Source organism: Rhizobium sp. 62_C5_N11_2 (assembly GCF_051811185.1).
Taxonomy (GTDB): Bacteria; Pseudomonadota; Alphaproteobacteria; order Rhizobiales; family Rhizobiaceae; genus Rhizobium; species Rhizobium leguminosarum.
In genome coordinates this window covers 1857421-1872861 of record NZ_JBPWPW010000001.1, presented here as the reverse complement: position 1 = coordinate 1872861, position 15441 = coordinate 1857421, and the positions used below count along the sequence as shown (strand labels likewise).

At 61.4% G+C, this 15441-nt stretch carries 16 protein-coding genes; 6 read left to right on the top strand and 10 right to left on the bottom strand.

What is annotated here, in order from left to right:
• Window positions 1-34: 34 nt before the first annotated feature.
• From AB8B31_RS09545 to AB8B31_RS09530, 4 genes are all read right to left on the bottom strand, one after another.
• Window positions 35-1108 (bottom strand): ABC transporter ATP-binding protein, encoded by a 1074-nt coding sequence (locus AB8B31_RS09545; RefSeq protein ID WP_439007436.1) that lies wholly within the window; start codon window positions 1106-1108, stop codon window positions 35-37.
• A gap of 22 nt (window positions 1109-1130) precedes the next feature.
• A complete protein-coding gene (locus AB8B31_RS09540; protein ID WP_003539503.1) occupies window positions 1131-1979 on the bottom strand; it encodes a carbohydrate ABC transporter permease in 849 nt (282 codons plus the stop codon).
• Window positions 1972-2910: a carbohydrate ABC transporter permease gene (locus AB8B31_RS09535; RefSeq protein ID WP_131703119.1), complete on the bottom strand. Its 939-nt coding sequence runs from the start codon at window positions 2908-2910 to the stop codon at window positions 1972-1974. The genes AB8B31_RS09540 and AB8B31_RS09535 overlap by 8 nt, the downstream gene beginning before the upstream one ends.
• 82 nt (window positions 2911-2992) lie before the next feature.
• Entirely contained in the window at window positions 2993-4297 is a 1305-nt protein-coding gene (locus AB8B31_RS09530) for an ABC transporter substrate-binding protein (protein WP_018241949.1), read from the bottom strand.
• Between the two features lie 202 nt (window positions 4298-4499).
• On the opposite strand from AB8B31_RS09530, the gene AB8B31_RS09525 reads away from it, so the two are divergent.
• Genes AB8B31_RS09525 through AB8B31_RS09515 form a run of 3 tightly spaced genes read left to right on the top strand, consistent with a single transcriptional unit; the run spans window position 4500 to window position 7505 of the window.
• Window positions 4500-5699 carry an ROK family transcriptional regulator gene (locus AB8B31_RS09525; RefSeq protein ID WP_003559245.1) on the top strand — a complete coding sequence of 400 codons (1200 nt, stop codon included), beginning with the start codon at window positions 4500-4502 and terminating at the stop codon, window positions 5697-5699.
• A gap of 45 nt (window positions 5700-5744) precedes the next feature.
• Entirely contained in the window at window positions 5745-6845 is a 1101-nt protein-coding gene (locus AB8B31_RS09520) for a Gfo/Idh/MocA family protein (protein WP_131703118.1), read from the top strand.
• 18 nt (window positions 6846-6863) lie between these two features.
• Window positions 6864-7505, top strand: coding sequence for a ThuA domain-containing protein (locus AB8B31_RS09515; RefSeq protein WP_003539493.1), 642 nt, complete (start codon window positions 6864-6866; stop codon window positions 7503-7505).
• Between the two features lie 154 nt (window positions 7506-7659).
• Here the strand turns inward: AB8B31_RS09515 and AB8B31_RS09510 are convergent, their stop codons facing one another.
• The 3 genes from AB8B31_RS09510 to AB8B31_RS09500 form a co-directional block, all read right to left on the bottom strand.
• Window positions 7660-8610 (bottom strand): IS110 family transposase, encoded by a 951-nt coding sequence (locus AB8B31_RS09510; protein ID WP_049735019.1) that lies wholly within the window; start codon window positions 8608-8610, stop codon window positions 7660-7662.
• A 224-nt stretch (window positions 8611-8834) separates the two neighbouring features.
• Entirely contained in the window at window positions 8835-9311 is a 477-nt protein-coding gene (locus AB8B31_RS09505) for a DUF2938 domain-containing protein (RefSeq protein WP_131703117.1), read from the bottom strand.
• Between the two features lie 464 nt (window positions 9312-9775).
• Window positions 9776-10300, bottom strand: a complete 525-nt coding sequence (locus AB8B31_RS09500) for a MarR family winged helix-turn-helix transcriptional regulator (RefSeq protein ID WP_131703116.1) — start codon at window positions 10298-10300, stop codon at window positions 9776-9778.
• 44 nt (window positions 10301-10344) lie between these two features.
• Between AB8B31_RS09500 and AB8B31_RS09495 the strand changes: the two genes are divergently transcribed.
• Window positions 10345-11841 (top strand): FAD-dependent oxidoreductase, encoded by a 1497-nt coding sequence (locus AB8B31_RS09495; protein WP_131703115.1) that lies wholly within the window; start codon window positions 10345-10347, stop codon window positions 11839-11841.
• A gap of 286 nt (window positions 11842-12127) precedes the next feature.
• Here the strand turns inward: AB8B31_RS09495 and AB8B31_RS09490 are convergent, their stop codons facing one another.
• The 3 genes from AB8B31_RS09490 to AB8B31_RS09480 form a co-directional block, all read right to left on the bottom strand.
• Window positions 12128-12394, bottom strand: a complete 267-nt coding sequence (locus AB8B31_RS09490; protein WP_131703114.1) for a hypothetical protein — start codon at window positions 12392-12394, stop codon at window positions 12128-12130.
• Window positions 12394-12564, bottom strand: a complete 171-nt coding sequence (locus AB8B31_RS09485) for a hypothetical protein (protein ID WP_162039352.1) — start codon at window positions 12562-12564, stop codon at window positions 12394-12396. Before AB8B31_RS09485 ends, AB8B31_RS09490 begins: the two co-directional genes overlap by 1 nt.
• Before the next feature lie 124 nt (window positions 12565-12688).
• Window positions 12689-12946 carry a DUF982 domain-containing protein gene (locus tag AB8B31_RS09480; RefSeq protein WP_011651896.1) on the bottom strand — a complete coding sequence of 86 codons (258 nt, stop codon included), beginning with the start codon at window positions 12944-12946 and terminating at the stop codon, window positions 12689-12691.
• A gap of 438 nt (window positions 12947-13384) precedes the next feature.
• Here AB8B31_RS09480 and AB8B31_RS09475 point away from each other — a divergent pair, with 438 nt between their 5' ends.
• Both AB8B31_RS09475 and AB8B31_RS09470 read left to right on the top strand, forming a co-directional pair.
• Window positions 13385-14212: a nickel-binding protein gene (locus AB8B31_RS09475; protein ID WP_018241942.1), complete on the top strand. Its 828-nt coding sequence runs from the start codon at window positions 13385-13387 to the stop codon at window positions 14210-14212.
• 301 nt (window positions 14213-14513) lie between these two features.
• Window positions 14514-15176, top strand: a complete 663-nt coding sequence (locus AB8B31_RS09470; protein ID WP_131703113.1) for a glutathione S-transferase family protein — start codon at window positions 14514-14516, stop codon at window positions 15174-15176.
• Window positions 15177-15441 lie beyond the last annotated feature (265 nt).

Here is a 15441-nt window from a genome sequence, read left to right as displayed (position 1 = left end):
GCAAATCGGACAGCCGTAGGGCAAACCGCCCCGGCTACAGCGCCACACCGGTGCCGCGGTCGAAGACGTGCACCTGATCGCTGGTAATACTTGCCTCGAACACGGCGCCGTAACGAGCGGGATATTCGCCATCGACGATGGCGGTCACCTGCTGTCCGGCAAGATCGAAGACCACGTGGGTCTGGGCGCCTGTCGGTTCCACCAGCATCGTCCGGCCGGCGAGCGGCGTGCCGGCGGCAACACCGGGAACGAGATGTTCGGGGCGCAGGCCGATGGTGATGGCCTGGCCGGGCTTGACCCTGCGGTCGGGCGCGATGCGGATCGCCGTGCCGTCACCGAGGCGGGCGGCCGGCTCACCGTTTTCGCCGTCGACCGTGCCGTCCAGCATGTTCATCGCCGGCGATCCGATGAAGGCGGCGACGAAGAGATTGGCCGGTTTCCTGTAGAGTTCGAGCGGCGTGCCCTGCTGCTCCACCCTGCCCTGATTGAGCACGACGATGCGGTCGGCAAGCGTCATTGCTTCGATCTGGTCGTGGGTGACATAGATCGACGTCGTCCTGACCTTCTGGTGCAGCGTCTTGATTTCAGAGCGCATCTGCACGCGCAGCTTGGCATCGAGATTGGACAGCGGTTCGTCGAACAGGAAGACGGCCGGATTGCGCACGACAGCGCGACCCATGGCGACACGCTGGCGCTGGCCGCCGGAAAGCTGGGCCGGCTTGCGGTCGAGGAGCTCGGCGAGATCCAGCATACGGGCAGCCTCTGCCACCCGGAGCTCGATCTGGGGTTTGGCAATGCCGGCGAGCTTCAGATTGAAGCCCATGTTTTCAGCAACGGTCATGTGCGGATAGAGCGCGTAGGATTGGAAGACCATGGCGATGTTGCGTTCGCGCGGCGTCAAGCTGTTGACGACCTTGCCGCCGATGGCGATTTCGCCGTCGGTGATCTCTTCGAGGCCGGCGATCATCCGCAGCAGCGTCGATTTTCCGCAACCGGACGGGCCGACCAGCGCGACGAATTCCCCATCCTCAATATGAAGCGAAATGCCGTGGATGACGTCGACGGCGCCATAGGTCTTGCTGATATCGGTGAGTTCAACGGATGCCATGATTGCACTCCAACGGTTCGGCTCAGGACTTCACGGCGCCGGCGGTCAGACCGGCGATGATGTGTCTCTGGGCGACGAAAAAGACGATGATGGTGGGAAGGATGGTCAGCGTGATGAAGGCCAGCACCAGCTGCCACTCCGTGCCGTACTCGCCGCGATAGACCATGATGCCGAGCGGCCAGGGATATTTCGATTCCGAGTTCAGCATGATCAGCGGCAGGATGTAGCTGTTCCAACTGCCGACGAAGGAAATGATGCTGACAGTGGCGACGATCGGGCGCGAAAGCGGCAGCGAGATGTGCCAGAAGAATCTGAGATAACCGCAACCGTCGACGAAGGCCGCCTGAAACAATTCTTCCGGAAGGTTGCGGAAATAGTTTCGAAACAGCAGGATGCTCATGCCAAGGCCGAAAGCCACCTGCGGCAGCACCACACCCCAATAGGTATCGAGCAGGCCGAGATCGCGGATGCGGATGAAGAGCGGCAGGATCGCGGTCGCCGCCGGAAACATCAGGCCGAGCAGGAAATAATTGAGCAGGAAGGACGATCCGAAAAACCGGACATGGGCAAAGGCGAAAGCCGCCATCGACGAGACGATCAGCGTCAGCAGGACGGTGAGCGAGGCGATCACTAGCGAATTGCCGATCTGCAGCCAGTAGCGTTCACCGAAAAGAATATCGGTGTAATTTGCCCATTGCCACTCTGTCGGCAGGCCGAAGGGATTGGTGCGCAGGTCGCCCAGCGTCTTGAAGCCGCCGAGCGCCGTCGTCAGCAGCGGCACGAGCACGATCGCGGCAATGAGGCTTAGCGACACGTAGAGATAGACGCGTGTCGACGTGCTCATGCGGATGGAAGAGCTCATATCAGTCATGGCGCATGAATATCCTTTTGTAACCGAAGGCGAGCGTCACGCAGATGATGAAGAGCACGACGCCGACGGCGCTGCCGAGGCCGACCTGCATGCGCATGACGCCGTAGGTATAGAGGAAGGTGACCATCGTCTGCGTGGAGTTGGACGGCCCGCCGCCCGTCAACGGCATGATCATGTCGAAGAGCTGCAGCGAGCCGACGACGGCAAAGAAGATGGAAAGACGCAAGGTCGAGCCGAGCAGCGGCAGCGTGACGTAACGGAACTTCTGCCAGCCAGTGGCGCCGTCGATTTCGGCTGCCTCCAGCACGCTCTTGTCGACGGATTGCAGGCCGGCGATGAACAGCATCATGTGGAAGCCGAAATATTTCCAGACGATCACGCCAAGCACGGCATAGATCGCCACGTCCTTGTCGGCGAGCACGTAAGGGTTGGCGAAGCCGAAGAAGTTGGAAACGGCGGCAAACAGGCCATAGTCGCCATCATAGACGAAGCGCCAGATGAGGCCCGCGGCAACGTCCGCCAGCACATAGGGCAGGAAGAAGATGAGGCGGTAGCCGACGACACCCGGAATGCGGTGCGCCAGCATGGTGGCCAGCCAGATGGCGAGCGGCACCTGGATGGAAATCGAGATGACGATGATCAGGCCGTTATTGACCAGCGCCTGCGTGAAGGCCGCATTTCGGAACAGAACCTGGAAATTGCGCAGCGCGATGAACTCGGTCGGCGTACCGTAGCCATTCCACTTGTAGAGGCTGTACCAGGCCGCCTCGCCCATCGGCATGATGACGAAGAGCGTGAAAAGCAGCAGCGCCGGCGGCAGGAAGATCAACAGCACCGCCAGCCGGTCGTGTGCGACTGAACTCTTGCTGTTTGCGGCTCTTTTTGCCGGCCTTGCGGCAGTGGTTATCGACGGGACTGAAATATTGGCCATGGATCCTGCTTTCGGCATTTCGGCAGCAATGCCGGCGCTCCGTTCTTGGTTGGGAGCGCCGGGAATGGTCTGCAGGCGCTGGCTATTGTTCCAGCTCGAAAGCGTCCTGGATCATCTGGGCGCCGTCCTTGGAATTCATCTGACCGGAGACGATTTCCACCGACACGTCGTTGACGACACGGCCGACCGCCGCACCCAGATCCTGGTCGAAATAGTTCTGATGCCAAGTCGAGGCGGCCAGCTGTTTTGCCGATTCGGCAAGCAGAGGGTTGGTGACGCCGTCACCGGCGCCGACGGCTACAGGCAGAAGCATGCCTGATTTGGCCATCGCCCGCTCGTTCTCCGCGCTCGTCAGGAAAGCGAGGAAATCGATCGCTTCCTTGGATGCCTTCTTGGTAACGGCCCAGCCGTTCAGACCGCCAAGCGTATCCGTCGGCTTGCCGGCGCCGCCATCGACTGCCGGGAAGGCGAAACGGCCGATATTGTCGGGTGCGAGACCCTTGCCGTCGCCGGCATTCTTGCGCTGGTTGGCCTCGGTATTTTCAAAGCCGAGGATGATCGCAGCCTTGCCGTCACCGAAGACGCCGAGCGCCTGCGGCCAGGTCGAGCCGAGATAGCCGGGCTGGAAAGGTTCGAGCTTTCCGAGTTCGGCGAGGTCGTCGCCGGCCTTGATGATTGCGGGATCGAGGAAACCTTCGCCCTGGCCGGTCTTTGCCGCTTCGAAGACCTTCTGTCCGCCTTCGCGCATGACGAGATAGCTCCAGTAAAAGTGGATCGGCCACTTCTCGCCGCCGCCACCGGCGATCGGCACGATGCCGGCTGCCTTGATCTTCTTCACCGTGGCGAGAAAATCAGCCCAGTTCTTGATGTCCTCGGCCTTGACGCCGGCCTTGGCAAACAGCGCCTTGTTGTAGAAAAAGCTGACCAGACCGACCTTATAGGGAATGGCCCAGGTCTTGCCTTCGAACGTCAGGCCGCTGACCGAAGCCGGGCTATAGGCGCTGCGCAGTTTGCCGCCATCGGCATCGAGGGCCGGCGTCACATCCTGGAGCGCACCGGTCTCGGACTGCTGCTTCAAGACGCCGCCGCCCCAGCTGAAAAAGAAATCCGGCACGTCGTCGGACTGCAGCAATGTCGGAAGCTTGGCCTTGAAGGCCTCGTTTTCGAGAAACTGCATCTGGATATCTACGTCAGGGTGCTGGGCTTCGTATTTCTTGACGATGTCTTCCCAGGCCGCGACATATTTCGGGTCGAGCTCGAGATGCAGCCACTTGACCACCGTCGTCGCCGAGGCTGCACCTGCCCCGGCCAGCAACATGCCGGCAGCCGCGGCCATGGATGCGATGCGCCTGCCGCGAAGACCGGCGCTCTTCAACATAAAATTCATGATTTTTCCTCCCAGGGGGCTGTCCTCACAATTTTTCCCCTATGCGGATTAATTCAACGGAGCTTTGACCCAATGTCAACCCAATGCCTCTATTTTTATCAAATGCGCTTGACAGGACCGCAGAATTGCCCGCTATTTATTTCGTAACCCGTTAAAAATATTTGGGTTCCGCCCCAACGAAACGATCGCCTGGCTAATTCCGATGAAGACCGCAGATCCAGAATTAATGCGCGCGATCAATCGCTTGAACGTGCTCGATACCGTCCGGCGCCATGGTCCGATCTCGCGGATAGAGATCAGCGAACGCACCGAACTTTCCACCACGACCGTTTCGGCCATCACCGCCTCGCTGCTCGACGACGGGCTGATCCTCCCGCGTCACGAAGGCGATATCCGCAATGAGGCTGTGCGCGGACGGCCGCGGGTGATGCTGGAGCTCAATCCCGATGCGGCCCGCGTGGTGGGCGCCAAGATCGCCGCCAACAGGATGGTTTTCGTCGTGACTAATTTCCGCGGCGACGTGCTGTCGAAGCTCGCCTTGCCGATCCGGATCGACCGGCAGCCGATCGGCGTCATCGCCGATCTGGTCGAGGATGGGGTCAGGCGCTGTGTCGTCGATGCCGGGCTGTCGCTGGAGGATGTCGACAGCGTCTGCCTCGGCTTTCCCGGCGTCATCGAGCACCGCACCGGCTATATAAGAAGCAGCCCGATCTTTCGCGACACCAATGTCGATTTCGCCGCCGAAATGTCGACGCGGCTGGCAACGCCGACCATTGTCGAAAGCGACGCCCACGCGATCACGCTTGGCCATCACTGGTTCGGAAAGGCCCGCGATCTCGAGGATATGGTGCTGATTTCGCTGGAGCAGACGCTGGGGCTCGGCGTCCTGCACGGCAACAGCCTGTTTCGTGGCGCCGGCGGCCTCAGCCACAATCTCGGCGACCTCGTGCTCGGCATGGGACCGAATGGCGTCGTCCGGCTTTTCAGCCAGGCCGGCGAAAGCGCGATCCTCGGCGAACAGCAGGCCGACGGGCGTTTTGCCGAAGCGATCCGTCTCGGCCGCGGCATGAACCATGCCCAGGCGCTGATCAAGGCCGATGATGACCGGCTGATCAGTGCCGCCATCCGCGCCGGCGAAGCGGTCGGATTGACCATTGCCAATATCGTCACGCTGTTTGCGCCGCCGCGGGTCATTCTTGTGGGGTCGAGCCTGGCGCTCGGCGAACCCTTTCTCAACAGCCTGCGCGATGCCTATGCACTCGCCATTCCGCCGTCGCTGCGCGGCGTGAGCGAACTCGTCTTCGACGATTCGACCGATGATTTCTGGGCGCAGGGTGCGGCTGCGGTGGCGCTCTACGAACTCTACGAATCGCCCTGGAGCACGACGGGGCCGGCGCTCTGACGGGCGCCCCAATCACCATCAATAGCACGATCAATGGAGGAATTCATGGACAAGGTCGGTATCGGCATCATCGGATGCGGCAATATTTCGGGCGCCTATCTCACGGCGATGGCATCCTTTCCCATTCTCGACATCCGCGGCGTCGCCGATCTCAACCGGGAGCTGGCCGAAGCAAAGGCTGCGGAATTCAACGTTCCGGTCAAGACGGTCGAGGAGCTTTTCGCCGACCCCAATGTCGAGATCATCGTCAATCTGACAATCCCGAAGGCCCATGTTGCCGTGGCGTTGCAAGCGCTCGAGGCCGGCAAGCATACCTATTCGGAAAAGCCGCTCGGGATTAATTTCGCGGAAGGGAAAAAATTGGCGGAAGCCGCCAAAGCGAGAAATCTTCGCATCGGCGCTGCCCCCGACACTTTCCTCGGCGGCGGCCACCAGACGGCCCGCACCCTGATCGACAAGGGCGTCATCGGCCAGCCGGTCGGCGGCTCGGCAACCTTCATGTGCCCGGGCCATGAGCGCTGGCATCCGAACCCGGCCTTCTTTTACGAAGTCGGCGGCGGGCCGATGCTCGATATGGGGCCCTATTACATCACCGATCTCGTCAATCTTCTCGGACCGGTTTCCCAGGTGGCGGGTTTTGCGACGACGCCGCGATCGGAACGGCTGATCACCAGCGAACCGCGCAATGGCGAGCGTATTCCCGTGCATGTGCCGACCCATGTCACCGGCATGATGGCCTTTGCCAATGGCGCCGTCGTCCAGATCGCCATGAGCTTCGATGTCGCCGGCCACAAGCATGTGCCGCTGGAAATCTACGGAACCGAGGGCACGCTTGTTGTGCCCGATCCGAACAAGTTCGCCGGCCCTGTGGAATATCTGAAGAAGGGCGGTGCGTTCGAGGACCAGCCGGTCACAGCACCCTATGCCGACGGCAACTACCGCTCGCTCGGCGTCGCCGACATGGCGCATGCGATCCGCTCCAACCGGCCGCATCGCGCCAATGGCGATCTGGCGCTGCATGTGCTCGAAGTCATGGAAGCGTTCCACACCGCTGCCGCGACCGGCCGAACGGTCACGATCACCACGGCAACGGAGCGCCCTGCCCCCTTGTCCGATTCCATCGTCGACGGACGGCTGGCGAAATAAGTTTCAGGAGGAAAGACTATGCGTGAAGCACTGATCGTCTGGGGCGGCTGGAGCGGGCATGAGCCGCAGGAGTGCGCCGAAATCATCAAGACCATGCTCGAGGAAGACGGCTTCAAGGTCTATCTCGAGCACGGCACCGAGGCGCTTGCCGACCCTTCTGTCCATGATCTCAGCCTCGTCGTGCCGATCATGACGATGTCGAAGATCGAGAAGGAGGAGGTCAAGAATCTCGCCACGGCGATCGAAAGCGGCGTCGGCATCGCCGGCTATCACGGCGGCGCGGGCGATGCCTTCCGCGACTCCGTCGACTACCAGTTCATCATCGGCGGCCAGTGGGTGGCTCACCCCGGCAACATCATCGACTATACCGTCAACATTACCCGGCCCGACGATCCCCTCATGGAGGGCATTGCCGATTTCCCCTATACGTCAGAGCAATATTACATGCATGTCGACCCCTCGAACGAGGTTCTGGCGACGACCAAGTTCACCGGCGAACACGCCTACTGGATCGACGGCGTCGTCATGCCTGTCGTCTGGAAGCGGAAATACGGCAAGGGCCGCGTCTTCTATTCCTCGCTCGGCCATCAGGCCAAGGAGTTCGACGTTCCCCAAATGAAGACCATCTTCCGCCGCGGCGCCAACTGGGCGGCGCGGTGAGGCGAGGCTGTTCGATTGAGGTGGACGCTGCCCCTCACCCTAACCCTCTCCCCGTAAAAAACGGGGAGAGGGGACGTGCCCCGCAAGGGGTTGGTGGGTAGCGGAGAGGTCGCGGCTTGTCCCCTTCTCCCCGCAAGCGGGGAGCAACCATGTTTCAATTTTGCTGGTATTGTGGCGTCCATTCGGTGTTTCGAATGAGGATGGCATTGGCGAGGATGATGAGTTTGCGGGCGACGGCTATGACGGCGCACAGGTGTTCCTTGCCGTTGCTGCGCAAGCGCGCATAGAACGACGCGAGATCCGGATTGTGCCGGGTTGCCGTGAAGGCGCACATGAACAAGCTCTTGCGCAGGCGTTCGCGGCCACCCTGGATGCGGCGTCTGCCATGATGTTTTCCACTATCGTCGTCATAGGGTGCGACGCCGGCAAGGGCGGCGATCTCGGCACGGCCGGCATGGCCGAGTTCGGGCAGCCGAATGATCAGGCACAGCGCGCTGCGCAGCCCGATCCCCTTGATGGAGATCAGCAGATCGAGCCGCCGGGCCAGGTCACAATCGTCGCGAACCGTCTTTTCGAGCCGCAGCAGACGGGCCTTGCGGCAGGTTTCGAGCCGGGCGATCTCGCGCGCGTGACGGCGTTTGACGGCCTCCGACAAGGCGGTCTCGGCAAAGGTCTTCACCAGCGCGATCTGCTGCTCGATCTGTTCCACATAGGTCAGTTCGGCCGCCAACCTGTCGAAGCGTGCGTCCGGCAGTGCCGGCAACTGCTCGAGACTTGCAGTGAAGAGCGCAATCAGCGCGGCATCGAGCCGGTCGTTCTTTGCCCGCCGAAGCCGGCTCTTGGCGAAGAACCGCAATTGCGCTGGCTGCAGACGCGCCGCCGGTCGCTTGCCGGCCCGCAGATGCACCATCAGCCGCCATTCATAGCCACCGGAGGCTTCGAAGCCGATGCGACTGACGTCATGCTCTTGAAGGAAGGCGTCAAGCGCCTTCAGACCAGCGGTGTCGTACGTCACCCTCAGCCTTGCGTCGTCGGGATGGATGGCAATGTCGAGATGGCTTTTGCCGACATCGATTCCGGCACAGATCATGCTATTATCTGTCATCTTCGTCGTCCCTGTCTTGGATACGAATCCCAAGGTTCCTGCAACCACACGGGCCAGATGAAGAGCCGGTTGCGATCCTGCTCCCCACAGCCCCAAACGGCTAAGAAGGTGACGATCCGACAACCAGCTTCCGGGCGGGCGGCCACCCGCCCGGAAGCGTTAGTATCCTACATTCCTGTCATCCAAGAAGGTGCCGGCAGGCGGATGAGGGGCAGCCCGCGATCTCAGCGCAAGATCAACGCCGTGCCGTAGAGCCCCAATGCAAACACCGTATGAGCCAGCAGATTGAAGCACCGGACCTTGTTCGGGGTCGGGTGTTTGGAGGCGGCCCAGCCGATGCCGAGGCCCGGCTGCAGCAGGAACCACCCTGCCCCGACGGTGACGATGCCGAAGATCCAGGCGGGAAGAAATGTCGGGGCCGCCAGCCAGGCAGAGCCCATGATGATGGCAAAGATCACCCCATAGAGAATGCCGACGGCGTAGTGGCTGATCCAGCCGAGCGCCAACTCATGAGCATAGGGTTCGGCGTCGGCGATGCTGTCGTGAAAGACCTTGCCGCGGCGGAGATGCCAGAACCAGCGTCCCACAGGTGCCCAGTTGGGCGCCGCCTGACCGAACTGGGTGAGCAGGATCGCCCAGAGGTCCATGAGGATGGTTGCGCCGGCGCCGATCACCAGGCCGCGCCACAGAATATCGAACATTGGGAATCACCGGAAAGCGTTGCGATTGCAGGACGCTACAAAATCATCGCAGACGCGCCGGCGCAATGGCTGCGGTGAATTCACCCGGCACATTCCCGAGTGATTCAGAGGTTAGAGCCTTTCCTGGTCAGATTGCAGCATTCTGCCGGAGCAGGTTTCGTCAGGGCAGAGGCGATTGGCGAAGGGCATACCCCAAGGTACGTCCGAGCCGATCGCCTCTGATCCTGGCGGAAAGATGCCCGGCCCACCGGCCGCACCGCTTCGCCAAGGCGAAGCGATAAGTGCGTCCGGCGATTCTAAGTCTTGCAGATTTGCCAGGCAAATCTGCGGGAAGGTTGGCTGAAACGGGCCGGCTGATCGACCGGCCGGCTTGGCCGTAGAGCCTAGCTACGACGCGCGCCGGCCGGTCGACCATCCGCCTCCGTTTGAGCCAACAGAATGCTGCAATCTGACCAGGAAAGGCTCTAATCCGCCTGCGGTCCGCCCTCGCCCTCAGTTTCTCCCGCGCCATTGCCGATATCGCCGCTGATATCCTCCGCAAACTTCCGCATCAGCCGCACGAGTTCATTGAAGTCATGTTCCTCCCAGTTCTCGAAGATGGCGCGGCCCATCCGCTCGCGGGCGACGTCGATGCGATCGGTCATTGCCTTGCCCTTTGGGCTGATGACCGCCTCGCGCACGCGGCGATCGGCGGCATTTCCGCGGCGCTCCACCAGATCGAGGCTTTCGAGCTTGGCGACTTGACGGCTGACGGTGGTGTAGTCGCGGCCGGCGCGGTCGGCGAGTTCGACCACTCCGATGGGGCCGAGCCGCTCTATCGTGACTAGCAGCGGAAACAGGGCGCGATCGAGCGAAATGCCCGCCTCGCGGACCATCTGCTCGTCGCGCTGCGGGCGGTTCATGACGCTGACGATCTCGATCAAAGCTCCATGCAGTTCGCGCAGTTTTTCGCTGATATGTGTATTTTGCACATTCTTTGTTGACGTCATGCCGATTCTCCTATTATGTGCATAATACACATATGGAGAAACCAATGACAGAAAATTCCACAGTCGACGTGCTGATATCAGGCGCCGGTGCGGCCGGCCTGACGCTGGCGATCGAGCTGGCGCGGCGCGGCGTATCCTTCCGCCTGATTGAAAAATTGAACGACCCATTCCGCGGCTCCCGCGGCAAGGGTATTCAGCCGCGAAGCCAGGAGGTGTTCGAAGATCTCGGCATTCTCGACCGGATCGTCGCGCTCGGCGGCATCTATCCCCGGCAGCGGCAATATCGCGACGACGGCAACTTCAGCGAATCCGACGCCGTGGTGGGTGGGGAGCCGACACCGGCCGAGCCCTACCATCTTCCCCTGATGGTGCCGCAGTTCCTGACCGAAGGGGTGATGCGCGAGCGCCTGCTCGAGCTAGGGCACCGGCCCGAATTCGCCAGTGAACTCATCGGCTTCGAACAGGACGAGACGGGCGTGACTGCGCGGCTTAAGGGCATATCCGGTGAAGAGACCATCCGCGTGCGCTGGCTCGTCGGCGCCGATGGCGGCCGCAGCTTCGTGCGCCATGCGCTGGATATCGGCTTTCCCGGCAAGACGCTCGGCGTGCGCGCCATCGTCGCCGATGTGATTCTGACGGGATTGGATCGCGACGCTTGGCATCGCTTCGGCGATGGCGACATGCAGCGGCAGATCGCGATTTGCCCGCTGGCGGGGACGGATCTGTTCCAGATCCAGGGACCCATCCCGCTCGAAGGTGAAGTCGATCTCTCCGCGGCGGGCTTGACCGCCCTGGTCAAGGAGCGCACCGGCCGGAACGACATCGAGGTCCACTCGGTCTCTTGGGCGTCGGCCTTCCACATGAACGCCCGGCTTGCCGATCGCTACCGGCTCGGCCGCGTGTTCCTGGTCGGCGATGCCGCCCATACGCATCCGCCGACCGGCGGACAGGGTCTGAATACCAGCGTTCAGGACGCCTATAATCTCGGATGGAAACTGGCGGCGGCTGCGGCAGGCGCCCCCGACGCGCTGCTCGACAGCTATGAGGAGGAGCGCCGCCCGGTCGCCGCCGCCATGCTTGGTCTGGCGACCAATCTTCTCGACGCCCTGAAGCGAGGCGAGATGCGGCGCGGCCGCGAGGTCCATCAACTCGATATCGGCTACCCCTCCTCCTCTTTTGCGGTGGAAAAGCCGGAACGACGCGGCGGCCTGCTTGCCGGCGACCGTGCCCCCGATGCACCGCTCAGAGGTGTGGGCGGCCAGACGACGCGGCTGTTCGAACTGTTCAAGGGCGCGCACTGGACGCTGCTGGGCTATGAGGTCGAGCAAGCCGCCATGCCGCCGCGCCCAGGCCTGCACATCCACAGGATCGGCCGGCGCGGAGACGTCATCGACGAAGGCGGGCACTTCCATGATGCCTACGGTCTGGCATCGGGCGACTGGGTGCTCGTGCGTCCGGATGGCTATGTCGGCGCCATCATTGCCTCCGCTCACGCCTGGGCGCTGGAAGCCTATCTCGCAAATGTCGGCCTTGCTGCATAAGCGGCAACTCAAAACGCCACGGCGCTGTTGGCGCGTCTGAAAGACGGGCGCCGTAGCCAACCGCCACCACGAGTAGCGCGCTTTCGTTGTTAGCCGCCGCACAAGGCCCAAGAGAGCAGGCCAAAAGCCGGAGCCTCGAAGGACGAGGCGGGTGTTCGGCACCAGATGTGAGATGGCAAGAAGCAGCGCTGCGGCAGATCCTTCGAGGCTCCGCCCGATGGGCTACGCACCTCGCGATGAGGAGCATCGGAGGATGCCGTATCATAGACCAGGCGGCATCGATCTTTCAGAGAGCATCCCGCTCGTATCGCGGCGCCCAGCCGCGGGCCATCCCGCGGCTCATCACGCTTTCCGCCAGCGCCAGTTGCTGGCGGAGATGTTTGCAGTCATCGAGCAGCGAGCGTATCGCCGCCTTGGCATTGTCGTCATGCCAGGCAAGCACGGCTTCGACTTCCCAGGCCTGATCGGGCCAGGTTTGATCGGGCCAGGCTTGATCGGCCTCAGCTTGTTCTGGGCGTGCCTGACCGGGTTCCAAGATCCTTGCCGGCCGCATCAGTTCAGCGCCAACGGCAATTGAACCGGACGCGGCAATGGCGGCAGCGGCCGGCTGAGTTCGACCTTTCTCTGCCAGGCGGCACGTCGCTGTTGATCTCGCTCGCGGGCTGCGCGGGACGCCTCGACAAGCGCAAGGGCGTTGGCGATCACCTGTTCCGTATGCGTCATGATCATCTCCAATGTTCCTGTTTTGTTCTAAGTTAGAACTTTGGCAGGAAAAGTCAAGCGCCGGGACGATCTGGCTGAGGATAGCATTGCCAGCCGGAGTCTGGCGTCGATGCGCGGCCGATAGTCAGTCCGCTGCTTCTATGACGGCGATGCCGGCCTCCTGCGCAGCCCTGATGAAGGCCGCCCGCACATGTTCCGGTGGGAGATCGCCGATAATCGCATCCAGGCACGACTTGACGGCCTCGAAATACTCTTCGCCGTCATCTACCGGCCAGTCGCGCAAGAGCGTGCGCGCGGCGTCCCACACAGAGTTAATAACGGCATAATGGCCGAGCCCCATTGAGGCCAAGCCAACCGGTCGAAAATGTGCCGTCTGTCTCACTTTGCTACAGCTTTTCCCAATTTCGGTGGCGCTCATGGGTACGATGCAATTTGCGTGCCGTCGGCGGGCCGCGTCACCAGCCGAAGCACGGCCCTACGAGACTTGATTTTCGGCGAGGCTCGCAGTGTAGACGTTCCTCTTCGTCGCCTCCAGATCCCCTGCAGCCGGTGCTTTTGAGAACATGGAGCTTGAAGTGGAGTCCTGCGATCAGTCATTAAGCGACTGATTATGGTAAATATCGGGCTTCCCATCCCACGCCTGCTGATTAAAACTCAGTCTTTCCTTTTATACTCTATAAGGATTACAGCAACTCATATGCATTGCTGGACGCAAGAACCTTCATAATCATTCATGGATTGTGCCAGAGGTGGACGGAGTTTCATCCGGATCGTACAATGCGATCTATCCTGCACGCGGCGGATCTCGGAGGAGCGCGCGATGCCTATCTTCATGGACCGGCACTTTCTTGAAGGAACGTCAGCGGCTGACGTTGCTCAAGCACATCGCATGGATCTCGACATTCAGGACAAGTACGGCGTCAAGTTCCTGACCTATTGGTTCGATCAGCGGCGCGGGACCGCCTTCTGCCTCGTGGATGCGCCGGATGCGGAAACTGCGCAATGTGTGCATCGTGAAGCGCACGGCTTCGTCGCCGGCGAGATCGTCGAGGTCGCCCTGTCAGCGGTCGAGGCTTTTCTAGGCCGAATCCATGACCCTGAGCCGGCGCCCGGCCAATCCTCCGCTCAGGTGGATCCCGGCCACCGGGCAATCCTCTTTACCGATATCGTCGGCTCGACAGCGATGACATCGCGCCTCGGCGACCGGATTGCGACCGAAATGGTCCGCGCCCATGACTCTATCGTGCGCCGATGCCTCAGTCAGAATTCAGGCCGGGAGGTGAAACACACCGGCGACGGCATCATGGCGGCCTTCGCCGCGACAACGGCAGCCGTCGAATGCGCCATGGCGATTCAACGGGAATTCGAGCGTTACAACGGCGGAAACACCGAGCCGATCCATATCCGCATCGGACTGGACTGCGGCGAGCCGGTCGAGGACAGCAACGATCTGTTCGGCTCGACCGTGCAACTTGCCGCGCGTCTCTGTGCGGCAGCCTCCAGCGACCAGATCCTCGTCTCGGAGAATATTTTTCGGGAATACGGCGCCGCCGATCTCTTCGCTCACGCAACGCGCCGACGGTTCAAGGGGTTTTCGAAGCCCATGCTGGTGTTCCGATGCGAGTGGGCGGATGCCGGCGTAAATTAAGATCGGCTGAGATCCGACACCCGCATGGCGAGTTGGCTCCAGGCAGGGCTTGCTGCGGCGTTTTGTGGCCAAGAAATAGGCGATCATCAAAGCATGGCGCGCAAACTGTGCCGCGGTTTTGCGCCAACGACCTGCGGCCTTGCGGAATTGGCCACCGCGCTCACGACCTTTGATCGGAAGCGGCATTCGCGATTTGCACCCGGCAATCAAAATAGTTCAAGACCGATGTCGGCTTCCCGCAGGCTCATGCGTCGTCACGATAGGAAGCCAAAGAAATTCGCCCAAGCAAGGAAACGATGCGATGACAATCACGATCACAGCATTTGAACGATCGCCCGATGGCGGCAAGGGACTGGCGCGCGATACGCGCATTCGCTGGGCGCTCGAAGAAGTGGGGCAGCCTTATGAGGTTCGCCTTCTTTCCTTCGCGGAGATGAAGACGCCTGACCATCTGGCCATCCATCCCTTCGGCCAGATCCCCACCTATGAGGAAGGTTCTCTTTCGCTGTTCGAGACCGGCTCGATCGTCTTTCATCTTGCTGAGCAGCATGCGGGCCTGCTGCCCAGGGATCGCGATGCCCGAGCGCGCGCGATCACCTGGATGTTTGCCGCACTTAACACTGTCGAGCCGCCGATCCTCGAATTGACGACGGCAAGAATATTCGAAGCAGACAAGCCTTGGAGCGAGGAGCGCTTGCCGTTGGTCAAGGACCGTGTCCGCGCTCGGCTGGACAGGCTCTCGGCTTACTTAGGCGGCGCCGACTGGCTCGACGAGGCGTTCAGCGCGGGCGATCTGTTGATGGTTTCAGTGCTGCTGCGACTAAGAATGTCAGGCATTTTGGACGAATATCAAAACCTGGCTGCCTATGTCGCGCGCGGGGAATCTCGGCCCGCTTATGCCAGGGCTTTCGCCGCGCAATTTGCGATCAACGCCCCATCGTCCAGCTCAATCATGAGCTCATAAGCCGAGCCGAAAGCGGGTTCAAAAACAGGATGCCGCCGAGCAGTTGACCAATGCTCGGCGGCATCCCGCTCACCCCCGCTTTGGGCGTCAACTTCGCCGTGATCAAACGGCCGCGAGGCCACCCCCACGCAATGCTCCAACTCACCTCAATCCGCTATGGCTGCGCGCTTATGCGTCGACGATCTAAAGCACGTCGCGATCTTTCAGATTCGCTCCTCGCGCTTTAGCTCTTTGTTTTTACGCATGTCGTTATCGCAAAACCGCT